We start from the raw sequence: 24226 nt of genomic DNA on the forward strand, positions 1-24226 counted from the left end.
GGAAGACCTGCGCGGCTCCGCGCCGCAGGGACTGACTTCCGGAGTGCGTGAGGGGGAGCCGGAGAGCGTGCGGAACAATTTCCCAGCCTCGATGTGTAGGCATTTGATTGCCGGGCATCAGATGTCTCGGAGGTTGATAACTATGGTTCCCCTGCTTCTCGTCCTACTTCTCGCCCTGATCCTTTTCGGTGCCGGTTTCGCTCTCAAGGCACTGTGGTGGATCGCAGTCATTGTGCTGGTGGTCTGGCTGATCGGATTCTTCGTCCGCCCGACCGCGAGCGGCGGCCGCCGTGGCCGGTGGTATCGCTGGTAGGACCCACCTTTACCAGCACCGATGGACATGGCCCGGACCCAGACGGTCCGGGCCATGTCCTATGTCGCACCCTTTTTCTGGAAGGCACGAGGTATGACTTCTCGAACAGAGGGCACGCGAACTGATGAGCACCGAATTGTGCCGTCGAGAATGGAGCCGATGATGAGCGACCACCTGTGGGGTTATCAGCCGACAAGCGGTCACACAGCGGGCGCCGACCTGACCGGCTACACGGTCGAGGCGACGGACGGGAGTATCGGAAAGGTCGACAAGCATTCCGACGATGTGGGCGCGGCCTATCTCGTCGTCGACACCGGAGTCTGGATCTTCGGCAAGGACGTCCTGCTTCCGGCAGGCACGGTCAGGGCGATAGACACCGAGAAGCGGACGATCCACGTCGACCTGACCAAGGAGCAGATCAAGGACTCCCCGGAGTTCGACAAGCACAAGCATGCGGGTGACCCGGGCTATCACGCCCAGGTCGGCAGCCACTACAGCAGCCACCGCATCGAGTGACGCGTGACGCACCATGATCAGAGGCGGGGCCGGCTCCGAACGCGAAGCGGGCCCCGCTGTCATGTGCGTAAGGACCCGCCGGACCTCGCGCACCAGGACGACGACATCCGCGAGCGGACAGCACGAGGACCGTCCGTGCGGGGGTGCCCCGTCCCCGCGCACGCGCCTTGTCCCGACCGGTGGCCCCCGCGCGTGGACCACACCGGCCCAGCCGCCCTGGCCCGGCCCGTCACCGGGGCAGCTGCCCTTCCCGGTTGATCTCCGTCACCCGCGCCCGGAGCACGAGCCCCGGCGGCGCCGGCCGGACGGCCTCCGGCGGACAGTCCCACTCCGCGCCACCGCCCGGAGGACGCAGCTGTACGTACGCTCCGACCCGGCCCATCACGCGGCCCACCCGCCCGTCCCTGGCGTCCATGGCGAACGTGCCGGGCTCCGGCGGACACGGTTCAAGCCCTTCAACTGTCATGGGCGGCCTTCGCTTCCAGCTGTGCGCTCAGCCGCAACGCCGTCTCGATCGAGCACCGGCCGAGATCGACCAGCGGCATCGGCTCGTTGCCCGCGCACGAGACCGGGTCGATCCTCAGGGACGGCAGCTTCACGCCAACCCCCGCGAGCCCGGCCCTGAGTCGCGCCACCGCGTCCTCCGCCGCCCGCACTCTGCCCGCTGCTTCTCTGCGCCGTTCCGTAGCCGTCATCATGATCTTCCCCATTTCCACGCTGAGTAGTGGCTATGCCTACTCAGCGTGTCCAATTCCCCGCTACCGTGGAAGAGGTGCAGTTCCAACACCCGCACGTGTGTCACCTGGAGTCGCCATGCCCGGGCCGAAGAAGCTCGATCCCTCCTCCTCACCTCGCGCCCTCCTCGGAGCGGAACTCCGTCACCGCAGAGAGGCCGCCGGGCTATCCCAGGAGGACTTGGGGGCTCCACTCTTCGTCAGCGGCTCCTTTATCGGCCAACTGGAGTCCGGCACGAGGCGCATGCAGGTGGACCAGGCCCAGAAGCTGGACGAGGTGCTGGGCGGGGGCGGTTTCTTCGCCCGGAACTGCGCGGCGCTGAAGAAGTCCAAGTACCCGGACCACTTCGCGGAGGCGGCGGAGGCGGAGCGCGAGGCCACGACCATCAGGGAGTACGCCCCCCTGCTGATTCCCGGGCTGTTGCAGACGGAGGCGTACGCCCGGGCGGTGTTCCGGGCGGGTCGCCCCACGGCGGCCGATGAGTTGATCGACGAACTGGTGGCCGCGAGGTTGGAGCGAGCACAGTTGCTGACTGATCCAACAACGCCTCTGTTTTGGGTGGTTCTTGATGAAGCGGCATTACGTCGCCACAAGGGTGGCCGGACCGTCATGGCCGAAGCTCTTCGCCACATCGCCGCACTTGTCCGCCGACACCGCGTCATCGTGCAGGTCTTGACGTTCACCGCAGGTGCGCACATGGCCCTCGAAGGCCCTCTCAAGTTGATGTCGTTCGACAGCGCTCCACCACTGGCTTACCTGCAGGGGCTGGGCACAGGCCAGCTACAGGACGATCCGGCTACGGTCCGACAGTATGAATTGACCTACGATCTGGTCGTGGCCAACGCGTTGTCACCGGGGGCGTCCCTGGCCTTGATCCAGTCCTTGGCGGAGGATTACGACCATGAAGACCAGCAGCTCTGACTACGATCTGGCAGTGGTGACCTGGCACAGGCCCTGGGACAGCGATGCCAGCGGCGGCAACTGCCTGGAGGTCGCCACTTGGCGCAAGTCCTCCTACAGCGGAGCTAGCGGCGGCGATTGCCTCGAAGTCGCCGACGGGCTCCCCGATGTCGTGCCCGTCCGGGACTCGAAAGTGACCGACGGACCGGCGCTGATGTTCCGGCCCGCCGCGTGGGCCACCTTCGTCGCGGACCTCAAGCGCCTGTAGGCCGCTGGTCCCGCCCCCAGGTGGCCGGGCCGGTTGTTCCCGCCCCGACGCGCGCCGCGTAGGGACGGAGGGCAGGCACGCCGAAGGATGGCCCCGCTCATCCTCACCGCCGTGGCCCCAGTAGACGCCGCCGCAGCTGAGCGGGATCGAGGCGACACCCCTTGACACGGGGAGGGTCGCCCGGGTCCTGTCCGGGAAGGGTGGCGACTTTCGTCGTCCGCCCTCGCGACCAATGGCGACGGCGGGGTCCGGGCGGAGGTCTCTACCGTGGGCGTGTGACTCGTGTGGATTCCAAGGCCCCCGCAACACCCGCGCACCAGGCACCGGAGGTGAGGGTGCGACGGGTGTCCTGGCCGGCTGTGCCGTGGCACGACCTCTCCGCGCCGGGGATGTGGCCGACCGGGCGCATCGTGGCGGAAGCGCTCCTGGGCCTGACCTTGGCGCTGCTGGCGGCGGGTGCCGGCCTCCTGGCACGCGAGGGTGTGGTGCAGGCCGTCGCCGTCGGGCTGGCGGCCGGGTTGCTGTCACCCTTGCGCCGGGTGTTCCCCGCGTCCGTACTGCTGGCAACCACCTGCTTCGTACCGTTCGGTGGCTTCGCTCCGCTCATCCTCGTCGTGTCCTGGTCGGCCGGGCGGCGGATCGACGGCCTCGGCCGGGCACTCGGCGTCTTCGGGCTCGCCTACGCTCTCACCCTCGGCCTGACCGTCGTGACGGAGCAGCCTCGCTTCTCCCCCTCGCTCCTGCTCCTGAGCGGCCTGTTCCTGCTCGTCCCGCTGATCGTGCCGGGCCTCGCCGGCCGGTACTGGTCGCAGCGCCGGACGCTGTCCGACACGCTCCACGAGTACAACGCCCAGCTCCTGCGCGAGCGCGCCATGATCGCCGGGCAGGCCAGGATGCTGGAACGCCAGCGCATCGCTCAGGACATGCACGACAGCCTCGGCCACCAACTCGCGCTGATCGCCGTGCACACGGGCGCGCTGGAGGTCGACCGCGAACTGGCCGGGCGGCAGCGCGAGGCCGTCGGTGTGCTGCGCGAGGCCTCGGTGGTCGCCATGCACGAACTGCGTGACGTGGTGGGTGTGCTGAGGGACGGCGCCGACGTCTCCGGGCCGGGCGGGGGCCCGGAGGCCATGGACGTGGGGGGCGGGGGCCCGGGAACGCCTTCGCGCGGGGTGGCCGGCATCGAGGGCCTGGTCGACGCGTCCCGCAGGGCGGGGACGGCCGTCGAACTGCGGCGCTCGGGCGAGGAGCGCCCGCTCGCCCCGGCCGCCGACCACGCCGCGTACCGCGTGGTCCAGGAGGGCCTGACCAATGCCCACAAGCACGCCCCCGGAGCCACGATCACCGTCGGACTGCGGTACGAGCCCGACTCGCTGGTCGTGGAGATCGCCCACGGCCCGGCGGCGGAGCCCGTGGACCGTGGCAGCGTGGCCAGTGGCGGCCAGGGCCTGACAGGGCTCGGGGAAAGGGCCCGGCTCGTGGGCGGCATGGTGCACGCGGGCCCCACGGCGGACGGCGGCTTCCGGCTCGCGGGCGTACTGCCGTACACCTCGGCGGAGGGCGGTCTCCGCGGCTCGCCTTCCCGCGACGCCGTGACGACGTTCGTCACTCCGTCCGACGGGACGACGTTCGTCGCTCCGTCCGACGACTTTCGGGCGCAGAACCCGGCGGGCCCTTCCGGCGAGAGTGATCCCGTCATCGAGTGGAACGGTCTCCCGAAGGAGTTGGCCAAAGCAGTGAGCAGGACCAAGAGGGGCAACGGAATAGCGATCGGCTGCGGGGTGGTGGCCGTGGTGGTGGTGACAGCGGTGGTCGTCGGGGGCGTCTTCCTCGTGCGTGAGGCGGACAAGGCCATGATCGATCCCAAGCAGTACGACGCCGTGAAGGTGGGCCAGTCCGAAGAGGCCGTACGCAGGCAACTGCCGCGCGGGGACTCGTTCCTGAACACCGAGACGGGCGACGGCACACCGCCCGTGCCGGACGGGGCGTCATGCCTCACCCTGATGTCCACGGAACTCGGAAGCAGCTGGGACAAGGAACCGGTGTTCCGGTTCTGCTTCAAGGACGGCACGCTCATCGAGAAGAAGTCCTTCGAGACGAACTGAGGGCGCGCCTGACGCCCGCCCGTTGCCGGGGGGTTGCCGCCCGCCCCCCGGCCGGCGATCGGGGATGATGGGCCGGACCGCCCCGGGGCAGGACCGCCCAGGACTGCCGAGGACCGCTCAGGAGAGTCATGATCAGGGTTCTTGTGACGGACGACGAGCCGCTCATCCGGGCAGGGATCAGAATGATCCTCTCCTCGGCCGACGACATCGACGTCGTCGCGGAGGCGTCGAACGGCCGCGAGGCCGTCGACCTCGCCCGGGCCCAGCGGGTCGATGTCGCCCTCCTCGACATCCAGATGCCGGTCATGGACGGGCTGACGGCCCTGGCGGAGCTGCGCAGGTCCGCGCCCCAGGTGCGGGTGCTGATACTGACGACCTTCGGGGAGCGGAACAACGTGCTGCGCGCCCTGACCGAGGGGAGCGCGGGCTTCCTCCTCAAGGACTCGGCGCCCGGGGAACTGATGCGCGCCGTACGGGCGGCGGCGGCCGGGGAGGCGTACCTGTCGCCCGGGGCCACCCGGCACGTCGTGGACTCGCTGGCCACCGGCGGGACCGCGCAGCGGGCGGAGGACGCCCGCCGCCGGCTGGAGAAGCTGACGGGCCGCGAGCGGGACGTCCTGGCCCTGCTGGGCGAGGGCCTGTCCAACGCGGACGCCGGTCAGCGGATCCACATGAGCGAGGCCACGGTGAAGACGTACGTGAGCCGCATACTCGCCAAGCTGGGGTGCGAGAACAGGGTGCAGGCCGCCCTGCTGGCGCGGGACGCCGGCCTCGGCGTGTGAGTGCGGGGCGGCTCGGACCACCTGGATGACGTGCTTGCCCCGTACGCCGCCCGCCTCCGAGGCCCGGTGGGCGGTGGCGATCTCCGAGAGCGGGTGGACGGTGTCCACCACCGCGGGCTCCCCGCGCCCCCTGCGGACGCGGCGGGCCGGCTACGGAGGAACCCGCAGGTGGGAGCCGGTACTGGGCCCGGGGCTCAAGTCCTGGAGTCCGAGCGCTCTTTCGGAGGAATGGGTGGAGGGCCTGTGCCCACCCACCCACCCTCACCAACGGGTTGACTTCTCGTGACTGACTTGCCACGCAGCGTGGCGACGCTCTAGCGTGCGCCATGGCATAGAACGACCCCCGCCGGTGCGCCAACACCGAACAGGGGTCTGACCACCAAGATCGAAAGCGGCGAACTGATGGCTGTCGAGCAGCTTAGTGCCACCCCCTGCCCCCCGCACGTATCCGCACCCGCCGCCGCCCACCCCATGGCCGGTCCCGGCTACGGCAAGCGGTCCGCCCCCGGCCAACGGCCGCGCACCGGAACCGACTTCGCACACCTGGCGCCCCGCGAGGCGGCCATCGCGTCCTACATCGACCGGCTGCCCGACGGCTCGGACATCTCCGTGAAGACACTGGCCAGGACGCTCCCGTACGGGCAGTGCGCGCTGCGCACGGCGCTCAACAGGCTCCAGGCCGCCGGACATCTGCGCCGGGGCAGCGAGTGCGTCACCACCGACAGGGTCATGCTCTGGGTGACGCGGACCTTCTTCTCCCGTACCGCACGCGACGACGCGTGGTGGGAGGCCTTCGAGCGCGGGGACGTGCCCGTCGAGCGACGCGAACGGCCCACCCGGTCCCGGGCGTTCGCCCTGCTGGCCGCACTGGGCCGTACCGCGCCCGCGCTGAGCCTGTCGGCGGCGGAGTGCGCGGGCCTGGAGCCCCAGGTCGGCGAGTGGTTCGAGCGGGGCGCCACCGAGGCCGAGATCGTCGGCGCCCTGTCCACAGGGCTGCCCACGCCTGTGCACCACGCCGCCTCACTGCTCCGCAGGCGGCTGACGGACAAGTTGCCACCGCACCGGCCCGCCCCGGTGGAGCGGTCGGCGCTGATCACCCTGGAATGCGGCGAGTGCCGCGCCCCGGGCAGCCCGGAGGCCCTGCGCGGCGGGCTCTGCGGGCCGTGCCGGGGCGAGGGGAACACAGCACCCACGGGCCCGCCCGGTGCCGTCCCCACCGGCGGCGTGCGGGAGCGGATGGCGTCGGTCCGGGCGGGCCTGGTGCCGCGCCCGGACAGGACGTCCTGGTCCCGCGGCCGCGGCTGACCACCCCACCTGCCCCGGCCGCCGGGCGGATCGGCCCCTTCGGGACCCAGGCACCCTCGCCGTCGTACGGGTCGTGCAGGACGCTCCGGAGGCGCGGACACTCGGCGGGTCGCGCCACTCGTCCACGGTGCCAGATCTCGTTCAGCGCGCCCGGCGGATGGCCCCACTCCCCGTCCACCGAGTCCGGCGCCCCCACGAACGGCGCGTCGGTCACCACCCGCAGGTCCAGCTTCTCCGTCAACACGCGCACTCCGTATGCGGAGCGCAGGGACGAGGTGAGTGCCTCCAGTTTGTCGCCCGATCGGGCGACGAGGACGATGTCCGCGCCGCGCTGGGCGAGTCTCGCGGCGAACTCGGCGCCTATTCCGCCCGACGCTCCCGTGACCAGCGCCATGATGCTCCTCGGACTGGAGGCCGATGGGCTCGGTCGTTCACGCTAACCATGTAAGCGGTCGGCACCGTCCATTTGGCAGCAAGTGAGAAACATGCCTGCCGAGGTCTCTCGTAACGCGGCGAGCCACCCGCCAGAAGGACACCGGGGCGCGGCCGTAGGACGGGCCGGGCCCCCACGTGGTGGATGCGCCGCCGCAGGCCCGGCACCGGCTGAACCCGTGTCGGCTGAACCGTCGGCCGGAACGACGTCGGCCCCCCGGGACGAATCCCGGGGGGCCGACGTCGTTCAGATACTGCGGGTACTGCCCTGAACTGCTGATCCGGGGATCAGAAGTCCATGTCACCGCCCGGCATGCCGCCCGGAGCAGCCGCGGCGGCCTTCTCCGGCTTGTCGGCGATGACGGCCTCGGTGGTGAGGAAGAGCGCGGCAATGGACGCGGCGTTCTGCAGGGCGGAGCGCGTGACCTTCGCCGGGTCGATGATGCCCTCGGCGATCATGTCGACGTACTCGCCGGTCGCGGCGTTGAGGCCGTGACCGATCGGCAGGTTGCGCACCTTCTCGACGATGACGCCACCCTCGAGACCACCGTTGACGGCGATCTGCTTGAGCGGGGCCTCCAGCGCGAGCTTCACGGCGTTGGCGCCCGTGGCCTCGTCACCGGTCAGGTCGAGCTTCTCGAAGACGGCCGAGGCCTGGAGCAGAGCCACGCCACCACCGGCGACGATGCCCTCCTCGACGGCGGCCTTGGCGTTGCGCACCGCGTCCTCGATGCGGTGCTTGCGCTCCTTGAGCTCCACCTCGGTGGCGGCGCCGGCCTTGATGACGGCCACGCCGCCGGCCAGCTTCGCGAGGCGCTCCTGGAGCTTCTCGCGGTCGTAGTCCGAGTCGGAGTTCTCGATCTCGGCGCGGATCTGCTTGACGCGACCCTGAACCTGGTCGCTCTCGCCGCCACCGTCGACGATCGTCGTCTCGTCCTTGGTGATGACGACCTTGCGGGCGGTGCCGAGCAGGTCCAGGCCGGCGTTCTCCAGCTTGAGACCGACCTCCTCGGAGATGACGGTGCCACCGGTGAGGATGGCGATGTCGCCGAGCATGGCCTTGCGGCGGTCACCGAAGCCCGGAGCCTTGACGGCCACGGACTTGAAGGTGCCACGGATCTTGTTGACGACCAGGGTCGACAGGGCCTCGCCCTCGACGTCCTCCGCGATGATCAGCAGGGGCTTGCCCGACTGCATGACCTTCTCGAGCAGCGGAAGGAGGTCCTTCACGTTGCTGATCTTGGAGTTGACGATCAGGATGTACGGGTCGTCGAACGACGTCTCCATACGCTCCATGTCGGTGGCGAAGTACGCCGAGATGTAGCCCTTGTCGAAGCGCATACCCTCGGTGAGCTCCAGCTCCAGACCGAAGGTCTGGGACTCCTCGACGGTGATGACGCCTTCCTTGCCGACCTTGTCCATAGCCTCGGCGATCTTGGCGCCGATCTCGGTGTCAGCAGCGGAGATGGAGGCGGTGGAAGCGATCTGCTCCTTGGTCTCCACGTCCTTCGCCTGCTCCAGCAGAGCGGCGGAGACGGCCTCGACGGCCTTCTCGATGCCGCGCTTGAGAGCCATCGGGTTGGCACCCGCGGCGACGTTGCGCAGACCCTCGCGGACGAGAGCCTGGGCGAGAACGGTGGCGGTGGTCGTACCGTCGCCGGCGACGTCGTCCGTCTTCTTGGCGACCTCCTTGACCAGCTCCGCACCGATCTTCTCGTACGGGTCCTCGAGCTCGATCTCCTTGGCGATGGAAACACCATCGTTGGTGATCGTGGGCGCGCCCCACTTCTTCTCGAGGACGACGTTACGGCCCTTGGGGCCGAGGGTGACCTTGACGGCGTCGGCGAGCTGGTTCATCCCGCGCTCGAGACCGCGCCGTGCCTCTTCGTCGAACGCGATGATCTTGGCCATGTGAAGTGGTCCTCCCGGACTGATGGGGTCTCCCCTGCTCGAACGCAGTTGAGAGCTTGGGGAAGGATTTCTCCGGACCGAGAGGCGCCCGCGACGGACGGCCAGCGTGCCCGGTGGTTCCCTGCCCCACCAGGCCTGCGGGCCTCACCGGCCCGGTCCACGTTCTGTCACTCTCACCTGGAGAGTGCTAACGCCAATGATTAGCACTCGACCCCTTCGAGTGCAAGCGCCTTCGAGGATGGCTCGCTGCGGGCGAAGGTGCGAACGGCAGGTGGGACGGGCGTACGTCCCGGCCCGTGGACAGCCCCGAAGGCGGGGCGCCACCGCGCGCGGGGGCCGCCCGACCGGCCCGTGGCGCGCCCGGGGACGCCAGTGACCCCGCACGGAGGGAGGCGCCCGGCGCGCCGCACGCCGCGCCCGGACGCACGCGGGGCCCGTCCCCCCGAGGAGGTACGGGCCCCGCGTGTGCGAGTAGTGTTCGGTGTGGTCGGCCGACCGCGCCGAGCTCAGCCGACGGCGAGTTTGACCATGTCCGCCTGCGGCCCCTTCTGGCCCTGCGAGATCTCGAATTCAACTCGCTGACCCTCTTCGAGGGTGCGGTATCCGTCCATCTGGATCGCGCTGTAGTGGACGAAAACATCCGCACCACCGTCGACCGCGATGAAGCCGTACCCCTTCTCCGCGTTGAACCACTTGACGGTGCCCTGAGCCATGCCTAACTCCCCTATTACTGGCCCTTGCACAGGACCGCACTTCGCGGACCCGGGTCAAACTCACCCCCCGACAGGAGGGGGCGGCGTGCGCCGGAACGCGTCGACCGCGGCCGAATGTATCTGCCCAACTGCCCTCTGCAACAGGTCAGTCGGACGAGAATTCTGGGCACACGGGAACGCCCGGACAGGGGTAACTCGCAAGATTCCAGGGCAACTCGGGCCAGACAAAGGCCACTTATGACGCAAGGAGTGCACGCACATTGGCTGCTTCTCGTCGCGTCCGGGCGCATTCTCATATGCGCGTGGCACGGGCAGCTGCGGGGGCTTCCCCAACTGTACCCCGCTCAACCATGCAGAATGACCCCCTCCGCTTCTCTCGCGGAGGGGGTCATCGTGGTCACGTCGCGCAGCCGGCACGGACGTCCGGCAGCCGCGTCAGCCTCCGGCGACGGCCGGGATGATCGAGACGCCGGCACCGTCCGGCGTGGCCGCGTCCAGGCCGCCCTCGAAGCGCACGTCGTCGTCGTTGACGTACACGTTCACGAAGCGGCGCAGCTTGCCCTGGTCGTCCAGGACCCGCGCGGCGATGCCCGGGTGGTCCTTCTCCAGGGACGCGATGACCTCGGAGAGGACGGCGCCCTCGGCCGGGACCTCGGCCTGGCCGCCCGTGTAGGTGCGGAGGATGGTGGGGATACGGACCTTGACGCTCATGGGGGTGCCTTCCTTCGGTCTCGGGTGGTCAGCTGCCGGCGGCGAGGCCGGCGTCGCGGAACGCGTCCAGGCTGGGCCGGATCGTCGCCGACAGGCCGGTCGTCGGGGCGACGGCGTCGAGCGTCTTCAGGCCGTCGCCCGTGTTCAGGACGACGGTGGTCAGGGCCGGGTCGAGCAGGCCCGCGTCGATCAGCTTCCTCGTCACACCGACCGTCACACCCCCCGCGGTCTCCGCGAAGATGCCCTCGGTCCGGGCCAGCAGCTTGATCGCGTCGACGATCTGCTCGTCGTTCACGTCCTCCACGGCCCCGCCGGTACGCCGGGCGATGTCCAGGACGTACGGGCCGTCGGCCGGGTTGCCGATCGCGAGGGACTTCGCGATCGTGTTCGGCTTCTGGGGCCGCACGACGTCGTGTCCTGCCTTGAAGGCGGTGGACACCGGGGAGCAGCCCTCGGCCTGCGCGCCGAAGATCTTGTACGGCTTGTCCTCGACCAGGCCGAGCTTGATCAGCTCCTGGAGGCCCTTGTCGATCTTCGTGAGCTGCGATCCCGACGCGATCGGGATGACGAGCTGGTCGGGCAACCGCCAGCCCAGCTGCTCGCAGATCTCGTACGCCAGGGTCTTGGAGCCCTCGCCGTAGTACGGGCGCAGGTTGACGTTGACGAAGCCCCAGCCCTCGCCGAGCGGGTCGCCGATGAGCTCCGAGCAGAAGCGGTTGACGTCGTCGTAGTTGCCCTCGATGCCGACGAGCTCGCCGCCGTACACCGCGGCCATGACGACCTTGCCCTGCTCCAGGTCGTGCGGGATGAACACGCAGGACCGGAAGCCGGCACGGGCCGCCGCGGCACCCACCGCGCCGGCGAGGTTGCCCGTGGAGGAGCAGGAGAGCGTGGTGAACCTGAAGGCGCGGGCGGCCTCGACGGCGATGGCGACGACACGGTCCTTGAAGGAGTGCGTCGGGTTGCCGGAGTCGTCCTTCACGTACAGGGCGCCGGTGACACCGAGCTCACGGGCGAGGTTGTCGGCCTTGACCAGCTTGGTGAAACCGGGGTTGATGTTGGGCTTGTCCGCCACGTCGGAGGGGACCGGCAGCAGCGGCGCGTAGCGCCAGATGTTGTCCGGGCCCTCGGCGATGCGCTTCTTCAGCTCGTCGGGGGAGCCGCTCGGGAGGTCGTAGGCCACTTCGAGCGGCCCGAAACACGACGCGCAGGCGAAAAGGGGGCCGAGTTCGAAACGCTCGCCGCATTCGCGGCAGGAAAGTGCCGCGGCGGGACCGAGGTCCACGGTGGAAGAATCGGTGTCGGCTACAACTGTCTGCACGGCCATGATGGCGGAGGCCCTTTCTCCTCATCTTCCTTGCGACGTATCTCGCCACAAGACGGAATTGGCACCTTCCCCACCGTGACCTCGCGGTCGGCAGGAGGGTTGCCGGGACTTCGACGGGCCGTTCCCTCAGTCCCTCTGGATGAGCGCTGTGGCACCGGGTCGCGGACCCGGGCATTTGTTCGCGGACCCACCCCGACGTGCGAGGCTCATCCGCGTTGCTCAGACTGTAACCGACACATCGGACGGTCGAACCAGTCGTCCGTACCGCGAGATGGATCACACCCAGGGAGAATCGACCGTGCCGGAAGAGATGGAACGCTGGTTGAGCAGGCGTTCCTGGTCAGCCGCCGATCGCCCGCTGGACCGGCTCGTGGCCGCCAGGACACAGGATCCGCACCGTACGACCGTCAGTGTCGTGCTGCCCGCGCTGAACGAGGAGGCGACGGTCGGAACGATCGTCGAGACGATCCGGCGTGAGCTCATGGAACGCGTCGCGCTGGTCGACGAACTCGTGGTGATCGACTCCGGCTCCACCGACCGCACCGCCGCCGTGGCCCGGGAGGCGGGCGCCCGGGTCGTGCACCGCGACGAGATACTGCCGCGCATACCGGCCGTCCCCGGCAAGGGGGAAGTGCTCTGGCGGTCACTCCTGGTGACCGGCGGCGAGATCCTCTGCTTCGTCGACGCCGACCTCAGGGAGTTCTCGCCGGACTTCGTCTCCGGCACCGTCGGCCCCCTCCTCACCGATCCCGGCGTGCACTTCGTCAAGGCGATGTACGACCGCCCGCTCAACGGAACCGCAGGTCAGGGCGGGCGGGTGACCGAACTGATGGCCCGCCCCCTGCTCAACCTCCACTGGCCCCAGCTGGCCGGCTTCGTCCAGCCCCTCGGCGGCGAGTACGCGGTACGCCGCTCCCTGCTGGAACAGCTGCCCTTCCCCGTCGGCTACGGAGTGGAGCTGGGCCTGCTCATCGACGCCCTGAACACGGTGGGGCTCGACGCCCTGGCCCAGGTGGACGTCGGCGAACGCAGACACCGCCACCAGGACGGTCAGGCCCTGGGCAGGATGGCGGCGACGATCTACCGCACGGCCCAGCTCCGGCTCGCCCGGGGCACCATCGTGCGGCCCGAGATCACCCAGTTCGAACGGGGCGAGAACGGCTTCGTCCCGCACACGTACCCCGTCGACACGGAGGAACGGCCGCCGATGCTCGAGATCACCGAGTACGCGGCCCGCCGCGCGGCCTGATTCCTCACGTTTGACACCTCCCCGATCGGGCTAGGTTCCGCACATGGTCTCCGAGCACGCTGCACAGGTCCTCGTCGCGTCCAACCGCGGCCCGGTGTCGTACTCGCTGCGCGAGGACGGCTCCCTCGGCTCCAAGCGCGGCGGGGGCGGCCTCGTCTCCGGGCTCAGCGCCGTCGAGGACAAGCTCTGGGTGTGCGCGGCCCTCAGCGACAGCGACCGCGAGGCGGTCCGGCGAGGCCTGTCCGAGCCGGACGTCCGCATGCTCGACATCGACGCCGGGGTCCATGCCGACGCGTACAACGGCATCGCGAACTCCGTGCTCTGGTTCGTGTACCACATGCTCTACCAGACCCCCGTCGAGCCGGTGTTCGACGCGGAGTTCCGGCGTCAGTGGGCGTCCTACGAGGCGTACAACCGGGCCTTCGCCGAGGCGCTCGCCGAGGAGGCGGGCGAGGGCGCCGCCGTCCTGGTGCAGGACTACCACCTCTCGCTGGTACCGGGCATGCTCCGCGAACTCCGCCCCGACCTGCGGATCGGGCACTTCTCGCACACTCCGTGGGCGCCCGTCGACTACTTCCGGCTGCTGCCCGACGACATCGGCGAACAACTGCTGCGCGGCATCCTGGGCGCCGACCGGGCCGCGTTCCTGACCCACCGCTGGGCGGACGCGTTCATCGGGTGCTGCACCGCGATCCTCGGCGGCACCGGGCGCACCCGCGTCGGAGCCCACGGGCTCGGCGCCGACGCGGAGTTCCTGCGCCGCCGCTCCCACGAGGCCGACGTGGACGCGTGGATGGAGACCCTGCGGGAACAGATCGGCGAGGGCCGCCGGACCATCGTGCGGGTGGACCGCACCGAGCTGTCCAAGAACATCGTGCGCGGACTGCACGCCTACCGGGCCCTGCTGGAGGAACATCCTGAATGGCGCGAGCGCGTGGTGCACGTGGCGTTCGCCTATCCCTCCCGGCAGGACCTCGCCGTGTACCGCGACTACACGGCCGAGGTCGAGCGGGTCGCCCACACGATCAACGCCGAGTTCGGCACGGGCGGCTGGACCCCGGTCCTGCTCCACCTCGACGACGACTTCGCGCGTTCGCTGGCGGCCTACCGGCTGGCGGACGTGGCCCTCGTCAACCCCATCCGCGACGGCATGAACCTCGTCGCCAAGGAGGTCCCCGTCGTCTCCGACAACGGCTGCGCGCTGGTCCTCTCACGGGAGGCCGGGGCGTACGAGGAGCTCGGCGAGGACGCGCTCGTCGTCAACCCCTATGACGTGTCCGCCACGGCGGCGGCGCTGCACAAGGGGCTGACGATGGACGACGACGAGCGAGCGGCGCGCACCAAGAGGCTGGCCGCCGCGGCGATTTCGCTGCCGCCGCAGCAGTGGTTCCTCGACCAGCTGGACGCCCTCCGCACGGAGTAGCTCTCACTCCCTCCGCCCGTCGGCAGCGCAGCCGTCGCTGACGGGCGGGGTGCCGCGTCACGCGCCGATGCGCTGGGCCAGGGATGCGAGGTACTCGACGACCGCGGCGGGGCCGGGCAGCAGCAGGTCGGCACGCGCGGCGAGTTCGGGGACCTCGCCGCCGCTGCAGATCAGCAGGCCCGTGACGCCGGATTTACGGAGCTCGTCGACGGCGGTGTACGCGGCGAGGTCACCGAGGTCGTCGCCCGCGTAGAGGACGGACTCGGCGCCCGTCTCCCGTACGTACTCCTCCAGCGCGACGCCCTTGTCCATGCCCGGGGGGCGCAACTCCAGGACCAGGCGGCCCGGTTCGACGATGAGGCCGTGCCGGGCGGCGAGCGCGGCCAGCGGGCCGCGCAGGGTCTCGAAGGCGGCGCGGGGGTCGGCGGCGCGGCGGGTGTGCACGGCGATCGCGTGGCCCTTGTCCTCGACCCGGACGCCGTCCTCGTCCCCGGTCTTCGCCCCGGCCTCGCGCAGCACGCCGGGGAGCTCCTCGCGGACGCCGGCGACCCCGGGGTCCGGCGCGGGGGCGTTCACGGTGCCGGTGACGGCGTCCCAGCGCTCGGCGCCGTAGTGCCCGAGGACGACGAGGTGATCGAGGCCGGGCACGCCGGCGAAGCCGCCGTAGCGGACCGCGATGCCGGCCGGCCGGCCGGTGATCACGGCGACCGAGCCGACCTTCGGTGCGAGCGCCGAGAGCGCCGGTACGGCGCCGGGGTGGGCGCGGGACTGCTCCGGGTCCGGGACGATCTCGGCGAGCGTGCCGTCGAAATCGAGCGCGACGACCGCGCGGTCGGGGCGGGCCAGGAGCGCGGCCAGGCCTTCTCGGCCGGCCTGGGTGGTGGGGGTCGGGGTGGGGGTCGGGAGGGAGTGATCCGGATTGCCCATGGTCCGAGCGTATCGGGGGACCGGGGGTTCTCGGCGGGGGCCCGCCTGGGTGCGGGGCCTGTCCGGATGGGGCGAGGCCTGGGAGTCAGCCACGTGCGGGCAGGTGCGCGGGGCCTGCGCCTGCCGGTGACCGGAGCCCTCGGGTGGGCGGGGGCTGGAGGTGGGCGGGGGCTGGAGGTGGGCCACGCGTCCGGCGGGCCTGTTCTCCTGCCCGCCCCTTCCCGAACCCCGGGCTCCGCCCCGCCCCCCGCGCCGCAAACGTCGGCAGGGCTGAAGTCCCCTGTACCGGGGGGCGCCCGGTTTCCCCTTTACCGAGAAGCGCAGGGGATGCCCTGTGCCGGCAGGCTCGCGGGCCCCTGCCCCAGCGGGCACGCAGGGTGGACCCCCGCCCGCGACGGCCGGTCCGCCTCAGCGGCGGTTGCGGCGGGATTCCCGGACCCGGCGTAGGCGGTTGACCGTCACCGGGTCCTCCGCCAGGGCGCGGCGGTCGTCGAGGAGGGCGTTGAGCAGCTGGTAGTAGCGCACCGGCGAGATGCCGAGCTGTTCCCGGATAGCCCGTTCCTTCGCGCCGGGGCCCGGCCAGGAACGCCGCTCGACGGCGAGTACCGCGCGTTCCTGGTCGGAGAGCGGGGCGGCGGCGTCGGCGGTCATATCAACCAACCTACTCCGCGCTCTCCGCCTCCCGTGCCCTGGTCGCGATGGAGTTCAGCACACTCTCCGGGGTGCTGTTCGGCTCGACCGCGGAGCCGATGTTCTCCTTGATCGCCTCGCTGGTCTGCGCCCAGGAGGTCTTGCCGAACGGGTACAGCTGGGAGTTCGGCAGGGCCACCAGGAACTCGTGCAGCGCCTTGTGCTTGTCGTCGGCCTCCATCGCCGCGGAGGCGCTGCCGGTCACGGGCAGCAGGTCGTACTGGTCGGCGAAGGCCAGCACGTTCTCGTCGGCGTACGCGAAGTCGAGGAACTTGCCTATCTCCACGCGGTGGTCGTTCTGCTTGAAGCCCATCATCCAGTCGGCGACGCCCATCGAGCCCTCGGTCGGCCCCTCCGGTCCGGGAAGGGGGACCATGCCGACCTCGACGCCCTTCTTCTCGGCGTCCTGCATCAGCGTCGGGTGGCCGTTGAGCATGCCCACCTCGCCGTCGGTGAACGCCTCGAACGCCCTCGCCCGGTCGAGCTTGCCGGGTGCGACGGGCCCGGTGAGGCCCTTGCCGACGAGGTCGTCCCGCAGCCACTCCAAGGTCTCTATGTTTGCCGGGGAGTTGATGTCGTAGTTGCCGACCTCGTCCGTGTAACCGCCGCCGCCGCTGAGCAGCCACATCAGGGTCTCGGCCTGGGACTCCTCCTGGCCGAGCGGCAGGGCGAAGGGGTACTTCACGCCCCGCGCCTTGAGCGCGGTGGCGTCGCTACGGATGTCGTCCCAGGTCTGCGGGGCGTCGATCCCCGCCTTCGAGAAGAGGCCCTTGTTGTAGAAGAGGAGCCGGGTGCTGGCCACGAACGGCAGCCCGTACAGGGTGCCCTCGACCTTGCCCGCGTCGCTGAGCGAGGGAAGGAAGTTGGACGCGGTCCGGATGGCGAGCATCTCGTCCGACGAGTAGAGCTTGCCGGCCTTCGCGTAGTCCGCGTAGGCGCCTATCTGGGCGATGTCGGGGGCCTGGCCCGCCTTCACCATCTCGGCGACCTTCCGGTCGACGTCCTTCCAGGAGTAGACGTGGACGTCCACGTCGATCCCCGGATTGTCCGCCTCGAACTCCTGGGCGAGGCCGTTCCAGTACTTCTCGGAGCTGTTCTCCGCGCCGGTGCCGTAATCGGCCGCGACCAGCTTCAGGGTCACGTCACCCGAACCGCTCTCGGACCCGCATCCCGACAAGGTCACCGTCATGCCGAGTGCGGCCACCACCGCGGTCAGACCTATAAAGCGCCGCTGCACAGCCCCTGCCACCCCTACGTTCGTTCGCGCCGATCACCGCCGTGCGGTGACCCGTGGTCCTGTCCGAGGACCGACCGCGGAGGTCTACACCACCGTGGTACCGATTCCGCAATCTAGCAGGGGCGTTTTGTATGGGTGCTCAACAAACCGCGCTAGTGGACTAGACCTTTTAGGGTCCGTGGGGCGAAACTGTCTCCCGTGAGACACGTCATCGCCCTCGATGTGGGCGGCACAGGAATGAAGGCCGCACTGGTCGGGGAAGACGGCACCCTGCTCCACGAGGCACGCCGGGCCACCGCCAGGGAGCGCGGTGCGGAGGCCGTCGTCGACACCATCCTCGGCTTCGCCGCGGATCTGTACGCGTACGGCGGGGAACACTTCGGCCAAGGCGCCGTCGCCGCCGGAGTCGCCGTACCCGGCATCGTCGACGCGGAACGCGGCATCGCCGTCTACGCGGCCAACCTGGGCTGGCGCGACGTACCCCTGCGGAAACTGATCGGCGAGCGGCTCGGCGGCATACCCGTCGCGCTCGGCCACGACGTCAGGACCGGCGGCCTCGCCGAAGGCCGGATCGGCGCGGGCAGAGGCGCCGACCGTTTCCTGTTCGTGCCCCTGGGCACCGGAATCGCCGGGGCCATCGGCATCGACGGCACCATCGAGGCCGGAGCACACGGTTACGCGGGCGAGATAGGCCACGTCGTCGTCCGGCCGGACGGCCCCGACTGCGGCTGCGGCCAGCGCGGCTGCCTGGAGACACTCGCCTCCGCGTCCGCCGTCTCCCGTGCCTGGGCCGCCGTGTCCGGCGACCCGGACGCCGACGCCGCCGACTGCGCGAAGGCCGTGGCATCGGGGGACCCCGCGGCCCACCGCGTCTGGCAGAACGCCGTCGACGCGCTCGCCGCCGGGCTGGTCACGGCCCTCACCCTGCTGGACCCCCGCACGCTCATCATCGGTGGCGGTCTGGCCGAGGCGGGGGAAACCTTGTTCACACCACTGCGTGCGGCCGTCGAGGAACGGGTCACGTTCCAGAAACTGCCTCACATCGTCCCGGCGGCCCTCGGGGACACCGCCGGATGCCTGGGCGCGGGCCTGCTCGCCTGGGATCTTCTCTCCACGGAGGTATCCGCCTGATGGCCGGACGCGCAGACAGCACAGTTCTCGCAGGTGCCCGGGTGGTACTGCCCACCGGGACCGTGGAGAACGGCCGGGTGATCGTCGAGGGCACCCGGATCGCCGGCAGCACGCCGGAGGGCGCCCGGACCGTCGACCTCACGGGCCACTGGGTGGTCCCCGGCTTCGTGGACATGCACAACCACGGCGGCGGCGGCGCGTCCTTCGCCACCGGCACCGCCGAGGACGTCCTGACCGGCGTCCGCGCCCACCGCGCACACGGCACCACGACCGTCGTCGCCTCCACCGTCACCGGCGACATGGACTTCCTGGCCCGGCAGGCCGGCATGCTCTCGGAACTCGTGGAACAGGGCGAACTCGCCGGAGTCCACTTCGAGGGCCCCTTCATCGCGCCGTGCCGCAAGGGCGCGCACAGCGAGGAACTCCTCCGCCACCCCGACCCCTCCGAGGTCCGCAAGCTGCTCGACGCGGCACGCGGCACCGCGAAGATGGTCACCCTCGCCACCGAACTGCCGGGCGGCATCGAGTCCGTACGGCTGCTCGGTGAGCACGGGGTGATCGCCGCCGTCGGGCACACCGACGCGACGTACGAACAGACCGTCGAGGCCATCGAGGCGGGCGCCACCGTCGCCACGCACCTCTACAACGCGATGCCCGCGCTCGGCCACCGCGCACCGGGCCCGATCGCCGCCCTCCTGGAGGACGAGCGGGTCACCGTCGAGCTGATCAACGACGGCACGCACCTGCACCCCGCGTCCCTGGGACTGGCCTACCACCACGCGGGCGCCGACCGGGTCGCCCTGATCACGGACGCCATGGACGCCGCCGGCGCCGGTGACGGGCACTACGAACTCGGCCCGCTCGCCGTCGAGGTCAGGGACGGTGTCGCACGCCTGGTGGAGGGCGGCTCGATCGCGGGCTCCACCCTGACCCTGGACACCGCGTTCCGCCGGTCCGTGACACTCGACGGGATCCCGGTCGACGACGTCGTACGGTCCATCTCCGCCACCCCGGCACGCCTGCTCGGCCTGTACGACAGGGTCGGCTCCCTCGACCCGGGCAAGGACGCCGACCTGGTCGTCCTGGACGCGGACTTCACGGTGAAGGGCGTCATGCGCCGCGGCGAGTGGATCATCGAGCCGCAACTGGACCGGTGACCGCGGTCCCGGTGACTCCGTGCTGAACACGTAACGAAGAGACGGCGGTTGTCCGGGGGGTCTGGGACGGCCGCCGCCTCTTTGGCATGATCACCGGGATGCGCCGCGAGGAGACGGCGCGCAGGACGAGACCGAGGAACCGGGGGCCGGTGCAGGTGATACTGACCGTCACGCTGAACGCCGCACTCGACCTGACGTACACCGTCCCCGCCCTGGTCCCGCACACCAGCCACCGGGTCGACCACACCTGCGAACGCCCCGGCGGCAAGGGCCTCAACGTCGCCCGCGTGCTGACCGCGCTGGGCCACGACACCGTGGTCACCGGCTTCGCGGGCGGCGCCACCGGAGCCGTCCTGCGCGGGCTGCTCGGCGCGCTCCCCCACGGCCCCGCCGGCGCCCGCCTCACCGACGCACTCGTCCCCGTCGCCGGGAACACCCGCCGCACCCTGGCCGTCGTCGACCGGTCCACCGGCGACACCACCCAGCTCAACGAGCCCGGACCGCACATCGGCGCCGGCGAATGGGCCGCGTTCCTCGGTACGTACGCCGAACTCCTCACCGGCGCCCAGGCGGTCGCCCTCTGCGGCAGCCTCCCACCCGGCATCCACGTCGGCGCGTACGCGGAACTCGTCCGGCTCGCCCGCTCCGCCGGCGTCCCCGTGCTCCTGGACACCAGCGGCGAACCGCTGCGCCGCGGCATCGCCGCCCGCCCCGACCTCGTCAAGCCGAACGCCGACGAGCTCGCCCAGCTCACCGGAGCCCGCGAGCCGCTGCGCGCCACCCGCGACGCCCGCCGCAGAGGCGCGCACAGCGTCGTCGCCTCGCTGGGCGCGGAAGGACTGCTCGCCGTCACCGCCGACGGCGTCTGGCGGGCCGCACCGCCGTCCGCGGTACGGGGCAATCCGACGGGCGCCGGCGACTCCGCGGTAGCCGGGCTGCTGTCGGCCCTCGCCGAGGGGCTGGACTGGCCGGACCGGCTGGCGCGCGCGGTGGCCTTGTCCACCGCGACCGTACTGGCGCCCGCCGCAGGTGAGTTCGACCGCACGGCGTACGAACAACTGCTGCCGCGCGTCGGTATAGAGGAACACGCAGCAGACGCGGCCTGAACGCCGGGCGCCTGTCCGCCGCGCCCCTGTCCGCCGGGCCCGAGGAAACCCCAGGTGCCGGCATGCCGCTCCGGGCGAACCTGTCTCCGCCGCCCGGGCACAGGGGCGCCGGATCGCCGTTGGACGTCATCACGGTGGAGCACGCCGAGGCGATCGCCGCCGGGCCGAGCGCGTCGGCCATCTCCCAGATCTCCGAAGAAGCGTGATCCGCCACGACGGTCGGCTCGCCCCCATCGCGGCGGCGCCGGGGGATCTCAGTCGCGCGCGGGTGTGACCTCGACCCAGTCCAGAATCACGTCGCACTGATTTCCGTCCTGGCACGAGATGCTGATCTCGTTCTCACCCTTGTCCAAGCTGACGGGCGCCCAGGTGGTCTGCCAGTTCTTCTCCCAGTTCGGGTCCGAGGAGTTGATGAAGTCCTTGAGCCCGATCGGCTGCGGGTTCGGCTTCCCGTTGACCGTCAAGGTCGCGTTGGCGTCCTTGTCGGGGATCGCGTAGCGCACCGTCAGACGGTACGCACCGGCGCTCTCCATGGTGGCCCGCCACGTCACGGACGATCCGACGGCGTTGAAGCCGGACACGTACGAGCCGTTGGGGCCCTCGGCTCCCTTGACACTGTTGGCCACAGCTGCCGTACCGCCGAGCTTCAGCGACGCGGCGTCCTGCTTCGGGAGCTCGACGGGAGCCTCAGAGCTCTTGGACCGGTCAGGCGTCGGCGACTGCTCGACCTGACCGTCGGGACCGGACGAGGACGTGGCCTCGTCCTTCTTCTTTCCGCCCGTGTCGTCGTCCGTCATCAGCGCGGCACCGATACCGATGAGCACCACCGCCACCACGGCCACCGCGGCGATCAGCATCGCCTTGGTGTTGGGGCCGCCACGACCCGGTCCGTTACCCCGGCCACCGCCCTGCGGTCCGGACTGCGCCGAGGGCGCACCGCCCGGATAGGTCTCCGGGGCCGCGTACGGCGAATGCGGCTGACCGTAGGCCTGCTGCTGCGGCGGGGGCTGCTGGCCGTAGGCCTGCTGCGGCACCTGCCCGTAGGACCGCTGACGCTCACCGACGGTGCGCACCTGGTTGTACGAGGTTCTGGGCACGCCGGGCTGCGCGGCGGCCGGCCCGGGGTAGCCGTAACCACCCTGGCCGGGCGGCTGCGCTCCCGCCGCCTGCCCGTCCGCGTACAGATAGCCGAACGGATCGTCGTCCTCGGGCTTGCTCGCGCCGTTGTTCCCGGCCGTCATCCCTGGGTCACTCCTCACCATGTCGCCAGCCGTCGCCGACCGGCCGAGCCTACCCCGAACGGAGCACGCGTCGAATTGCCCTCGGGTACCCCGGAAACGGGGTGTGGTACGGGGCCGGCGGCGGCGTGAACGTCATCCGACTCTGCGGTGAACCTTCGACCTGGACCGCTTCTCCACGTACATCCGCTGGTCGGCGGAGTGCAGGACCTCTTCCTCGGTCATGCCGCACTCGGCCCAGCCGATACCGAAACTCGCCCCGACCCTGACCGCCCGGCCGTCCACCCGGATGGGCGGAATGATGGCGTTACGCAAGCGTACGGCCAGGTCCGCGGCGTCGGCCGCCCCCAGCCCGTCCGCGAGGACGACGAATTCGTCACCTCCGAGCCGCGCGACGGTGTCCCCGTCCCGTACGCAGGTGGTGAGCCGCCGGGCGACCTCGATGAGAACCGCGTCACCGGCATGGTGCCCGAAGCGGTCGTTGATCGACTTGAAGCCGTCGAGGTCGCAGAAGAGCACGGCGAGCCCCTTCGTGCCGTCGTCGCGCTCCGGATGGGGTGCCACGGTGTGCACGTGATGGTCGTACGGGCCGGCGCCCGGGGGGCCGTCCGCCTCGTAGACGTCGGCGCGGTATCCGTGCGGGGAGGAGCCCTCGATGTCCCCGTACGCCGCGTCCAGCGCCTCGACCGCCGTGGAGGTGGCCGAGGAGTGGGGCCTCTCGCACAGCCGGGCGCTGAGCCGGGCGCGCAGCTCCGCGCTGTTGGGCAGGCCGGTGAGCGCGTCGTGCGAGGCGCGGTGCGCGAGGTGCAGCTCGTTGCGCTTGCGCTCCTCGATGTCCTCGACGTGGGTGAGCAGGAAACGCGGACCGTCGGCCGTGTCGGCGACGACGGAGTTGCGCAGCGACACCCAGAGGTACGTGCCGTCCCTGCGCCCGAGCCGCAGCTCCGCCCGCCCTCCCTCGGCCGACGTGCGCAGCAGGGTGCCGATGTCCTCGGGGTGGACCAGGTCGGCGAAGGAGTAGCGGCGCAGGACGGACGCCGGGCGGCCCAGGAGGCGGCACAGCGCGTCGTTGGTCCGCAGCAGTCTGCCGTGCTGGTCCCCGCCCATCTCGGCGATGGCCATCCCGCTGGGGGCGTATTCGAACGCCTGGCGGAAGGATTCCTCACTGGCCCGCAGCGCCTGCTGCTCACGCTCCAGCCGGACCAGTGCGCGCTGCATGTTTGCTCGGAGGCGTGCGTTACTGATCGCAATCGCCGCCTGGGAGGCGTACATCTGGAGGGCCTCACGGCCCCAGGCGCCCGGACGCCGGCCGTTGCGCGGTCTGTCGACGGAGATGACGCCCAAGAGGTCCATACCTCCGCCGGACGCGTACATCGGGGCGTAGAGGCGGTCCAAGGGGTGCCACTCGTCCTCGAAGCGCGGCTCGGGCCCCTCGGTGTGCCATTGCGGCACGTCGTCGTCGAGGAGGACCCAGCCCTCGGTGTGCGGTATGAACCGGAGCCCGTCCCACGCCTCGCCCATCGACAGCCGGCGGTCCCACGAGTCGCGCGAGCCGACACGGCCGGTGATCAGGGCTTCCGCGGCGGAGTTGCCGGCGAAGGCGGCGACGACGAGGTCGCCGTCGGGGCGGACCAGGTTGACACAGCCCAACTCGTAGCCGAGGCCGACGACGATGCCGTCGGCCACGGCCTGCAGCGTGTCCGCCAGACTCCGCGCCGTGTTGAGATCAGCGACGGCCTGGTGCAGCTGCCGCATGGTCGCAAGGCGGACGTACGGCTCCGACTCGGCCTCCATTGCTCGCACTCCCCGAGACCTCGACAGCAACTCCAGGTTTCATATCGACGTACTTGTTGCAGTGTCACGGTCACTGAATCACAGTGAGCTGCACACCCGGTACACAGGGTCAACAAATACCGGGCTCTGTGACTCAAGTCACAACACGGGGTGAAGGGGCCTGTGATGCCCTTGAGGTCCTCCGATTATTTTCTGAATGCAAATCTGCTGGGCATACGGATGGTCCGGGGGTCCTAGGACCCGCCTGGTCCCCTGG

At 70.6% G+C, this 24226-nt stretch carries 24 protein-coding genes, 2 pseudogenes and 1 riboswitch; of the genes and pseudogenes, 13 read left to right on the forward strand and 13 right to left on the reverse strand.

Annotated elements, in window-relative coordinates; translation table 11 throughout:
• Positions 1 to 142: 142 nt before the first annotated feature.
• Complete coding sequence (locus tag ACH4VO_RS17760) at positions 143 to 313, forward strand: hydrophobic protein (protein WP_069172072.1); 171 nt, start codon at positions 143 to 145, stop codon at positions 311 to 313.
• A 162-nt stretch (positions 314 to 475) separates the two neighbouring features.
• On the forward strand, positions 476 to 829 hold the full coding sequence (locus ACH4VO_RS17765) for a PRC-barrel domain-containing protein (RefSeq protein ID WP_360985539.1): 354 nt from the start codon (positions 476 to 478) through the stop codon (positions 827 to 829).
• A 229-nt stretch (positions 830 to 1058) separates the two neighbouring features.
• On the opposite strand, the gene ACH4VO_RS17770 is transcribed toward ACH4VO_RS17765, so the two are convergent.
• Both ACH4VO_RS17770 and ACH4VO_RS17775 read right to left on the reverse strand, forming a co-directional pair.
• Positions 1059 to 1295: a hypothetical protein gene (locus tag ACH4VO_RS17770; RefSeq protein ID WP_360985542.1), complete on the reverse strand. Its 237-nt coding sequence runs from the start codon at positions 1293 to 1295 to the stop codon at positions 1059 to 1061.
• A complete protein-coding gene (locus ACH4VO_RS17775) occupies positions 1285 to 1539 on the reverse strand; it encodes a hypothetical protein (RefSeq protein WP_398440957.1) in 255 nt (84 codons plus the stop codon). Before ACH4VO_RS17775 ends, ACH4VO_RS17770 begins: the two co-directional genes overlap by 11 nt.
• A 103-nt stretch (positions 1540 to 1642) precedes the next feature.
• Between ACH4VO_RS17775 and ACH4VO_RS17780 the strand changes: the two genes are divergently transcribed.
• The 4 genes from ACH4VO_RS17780 to ACH4VO_RS17795 all read left to right on the forward strand — a co-directional run bounded on the left by ACH4VO_RS17780 (position 1643) and on the right by ACH4VO_RS17795 (position 5619).
• A complete protein-coding gene (locus tag ACH4VO_RS17780; RefSeq protein WP_360985545.1) occupies positions 1643 to 2485 on the forward strand; it encodes a helix-turn-helix transcriptional regulator in 843 nt (280 codons plus the stop codon).
• Positions 2466 to 2732, forward strand: a complete 267-nt coding sequence (locus ACH4VO_RS17785; protein ID WP_360985548.1) for a DUF397 domain-containing protein — start codon at positions 2466 to 2468, stop codon at positions 2730 to 2732. Before ACH4VO_RS17780 ends, ACH4VO_RS17785 begins: the two co-directional genes overlap by 20 nt.
• Positions 2733 to 3121: 389 nt before the next feature.
• Positions 3122 to 4837, forward strand: a complete 1716-nt coding sequence (locus ACH4VO_RS17790; RefSeq protein WP_360985914.1) for a histidine kinase — start codon at positions 3122 to 3124, stop codon at positions 4835 to 4837.
• 128 nt (positions 4838 to 4965) lie between these two features.
• Positions 4966 to 5619: a response regulator transcription factor gene (locus ACH4VO_RS17795; RefSeq protein WP_360985551.1), complete on the forward strand. Its 654-nt coding sequence runs from the start codon at positions 4966 to 4968 to the stop codon at positions 5617 to 5619.
• 15 nt (positions 5620 to 5634) lie between these two features.
• On the opposite strand, the pseudogene ACH4VO_RS17800 reads toward ACH4VO_RS17795, so the two are convergent.
• Positions 5635 to 5730: pseudogene (locus tag ACH4VO_RS17800) on the reverse strand (zinc-binding dehydrogenase); the annotation flags it as partial.
• 291 nt (positions 5731 to 6021) lie between these two features.
• Here ACH4VO_RS17800 and ACH4VO_RS17805 point away from each other — a divergent pair.
• Positions 6022 to 6924, forward strand: a complete 903-nt coding sequence (locus tag ACH4VO_RS17805) for a hypothetical protein (protein WP_398440958.1) — start codon at positions 6022 to 6024, stop codon at positions 6922 to 6924.
• Between the two features lie 229 nt (positions 6925 to 7153).
• Here the strand turns inward: ACH4VO_RS17805 and ACH4VO_RS17810 are convergent.
• The 5 genes and pseudogenes from ACH4VO_RS17810 to thrC all read right to left on the reverse strand — a co-directional run.
• Positions 7154 to 7318, reverse strand: a pseudogene (locus tag ACH4VO_RS17810) (SDR family NAD(P)-dependent oxidoreductase); the annotation flags it as partial.
• 326 nt (positions 7319 to 7644) lie between these two features.
• Complete coding sequence (groL, locus tag ACH4VO_RS17815) at positions 7645 to 9267, reverse strand: chaperonin GroEL (protein WP_069171351.1); 1623 nt, start codon at positions 9265 to 9267, stop codon at positions 7645 to 7647.
• Positions 9268 to 9773: 506 nt separating this feature from the next.
• Positions 9774 to 9980 (reverse strand): cold-shock protein, encoded by a 207-nt coding sequence (locus ACH4VO_RS17820; RefSeq protein ID WP_003967346.1) that lies wholly within the window; start codon positions 9978 to 9980, stop codon positions 9774 to 9776.
• 435 nt (positions 9981 to 10415) lie between these two features.
• Positions 10416 to 10691, reverse strand: a complete 276-nt coding sequence (locus ACH4VO_RS17825; RefSeq protein WP_360985554.1) for a MoaD/ThiS family protein — start codon at positions 10689 to 10691, stop codon at positions 10416 to 10418.
• A gap of 28 nt (positions 10692 to 10719) precedes the next feature.
• Positions 10720 to 12018, reverse strand: a complete 1299-nt coding sequence (gene thrC / locus ACH4VO_RS17830) for a threonine synthase (RefSeq protein WP_360985557.1) — start codon at positions 12016 to 12018, stop codon at positions 10720 to 10722.
• Between the two features lie 18 nt (positions 12019 to 12036).
• A riboswitch (SAM riboswitch) is annotated at positions 12037 to 12164 on the reverse strand.
• Positions 12165 to 12316: 152 nt separating this feature from the next.
• Here thrC and ACH4VO_RS17835 point away from each other — a divergent pair.
• Together ACH4VO_RS17835 and ACH4VO_RS17840 are read left to right on the forward strand one after the other, a co-directional pair.
• Positions 12317 to 13267, forward strand: a complete 951-nt coding sequence (locus ACH4VO_RS17835) for a glucosyl-3-phosphoglycerate synthase (RefSeq protein WP_360985560.1) — start codon at positions 12317 to 12319, stop codon at positions 13265 to 13267.
• Positions 13268 to 13310: 43 nt separating this feature from the next.
• Positions 13311 to 14690 (forward strand): trehalose-6-phosphate synthase, encoded by a 1380-nt coding sequence (locus ACH4VO_RS17840; RefSeq protein ID WP_360985563.1) that lies wholly within the window; start codon positions 13311 to 13313, stop codon positions 14688 to 14690.
• A 57-nt stretch (positions 14691 to 14747) separates the two neighbouring features.
• Here the strand turns inward: ACH4VO_RS17840 and otsB are convergent, their stop codons facing one another.
• From otsB to ACH4VO_RS17855, 3 genes are all read right to left on the reverse strand, one after another.
• A complete protein-coding gene (gene otsB, locus ACH4VO_RS17845; protein WP_360985566.1) occupies positions 14748 to 15617 on the reverse strand; it encodes a trehalose-phosphatase in 870 nt (289 codons plus the stop codon).
• A 408-nt stretch (positions 15618 to 16025) separates the two neighbouring features.
• Complete coding sequence (locus ACH4VO_RS17850) at positions 16026 to 16268, reverse strand: DUF3263 domain-containing protein (RefSeq protein ID WP_360985569.1); 243 nt, start codon at positions 16266 to 16268, stop codon at positions 16026 to 16028.
• Between the two features lie 10 nt (positions 16269 to 16278).
• Positions 16279 to 17496: an extracellular solute-binding protein gene (locus ACH4VO_RS17855; protein WP_360985920.1), complete on the reverse strand. Its 1218-nt coding sequence runs from the start codon at positions 17494 to 17496 to the stop codon at positions 16279 to 16281.
• Positions 17497 to 17742: 246 nt separating this feature from the next.
• Here ACH4VO_RS17855 and ACH4VO_RS17860 point away from each other — a divergent pair, with 246 nt between their 5' ends.
• The 4 genes from ACH4VO_RS17860 (at position 17743) to ACH4VO_RS17875 (ending at position 21144) form a co-directional block, all read left to right on the forward strand.
• Entirely contained in the window at positions 17743 to 18675 is a 933-nt protein-coding gene (locus ACH4VO_RS17860; RefSeq protein ID WP_360985572.1) for an ROK family protein, read from the forward strand.
• Entirely contained in the window at positions 18675 to 19832 is a 1158-nt protein-coding gene (gene nagA, locus ACH4VO_RS17865; protein WP_360985575.1) for an N-acetylglucosamine-6-phosphate deacetylase, read from the forward strand. The genes ACH4VO_RS17860 and nagA overlap by 1 nt, the downstream gene beginning before the upstream one ends.
• Positions 19833 to 19987: 155 nt before the next feature.
• Positions 19988 to 20938 carry a 1-phosphofructokinase family hexose kinase gene (locus tag ACH4VO_RS17870; protein ID WP_360985923.1) on the forward strand — a complete coding sequence of 317 codons (951 nt, stop codon included), beginning with the start codon at positions 19988 to 19990 and terminating at the stop codon, positions 20936 to 20938.
• 62 nt (positions 20939 to 21000) lie between these two features.
• Positions 21001 to 21144, forward strand: coding sequence for a hypothetical protein (locus tag ACH4VO_RS17875; protein WP_360985578.1), 144 nt, complete (start codon positions 21001 to 21003; stop codon positions 21142 to 21144).
• A gap of 48 nt (positions 21145 to 21192) precedes the next feature.
• Here ACH4VO_RS17875 and ACH4VO_RS17880 read toward each other — a convergent pair whose 3' ends face one another.
• Complete coding sequence (locus ACH4VO_RS17880; protein ID WP_360985581.1) at positions 21193 to 22179, reverse strand: CBM35 domain-containing protein; 987 nt, start codon at positions 22177 to 22179, stop codon at positions 21193 to 21195.
• Between the two features lie 132 nt (positions 22180 to 22311).
• Complete coding sequence (cdgB, locus tag ACH4VO_RS17885; RefSeq protein ID WP_360985584.1) at positions 22312 to 23970, reverse strand: diguanylate cyclase CdgB; 1659 nt, start codon at positions 23968 to 23970, stop codon at positions 22312 to 22314.
• Positions 23971 to 24226: the final 256 nt, after the last annotated feature.

Source organism: Streptomyces sp. NPDC020780 (assembly GCF_044334475.1).
Lineage (GTDB): Bacteria > Actinomycetota > Actinomycetes > Streptomycetales > Streptomycetaceae > Streptomyces.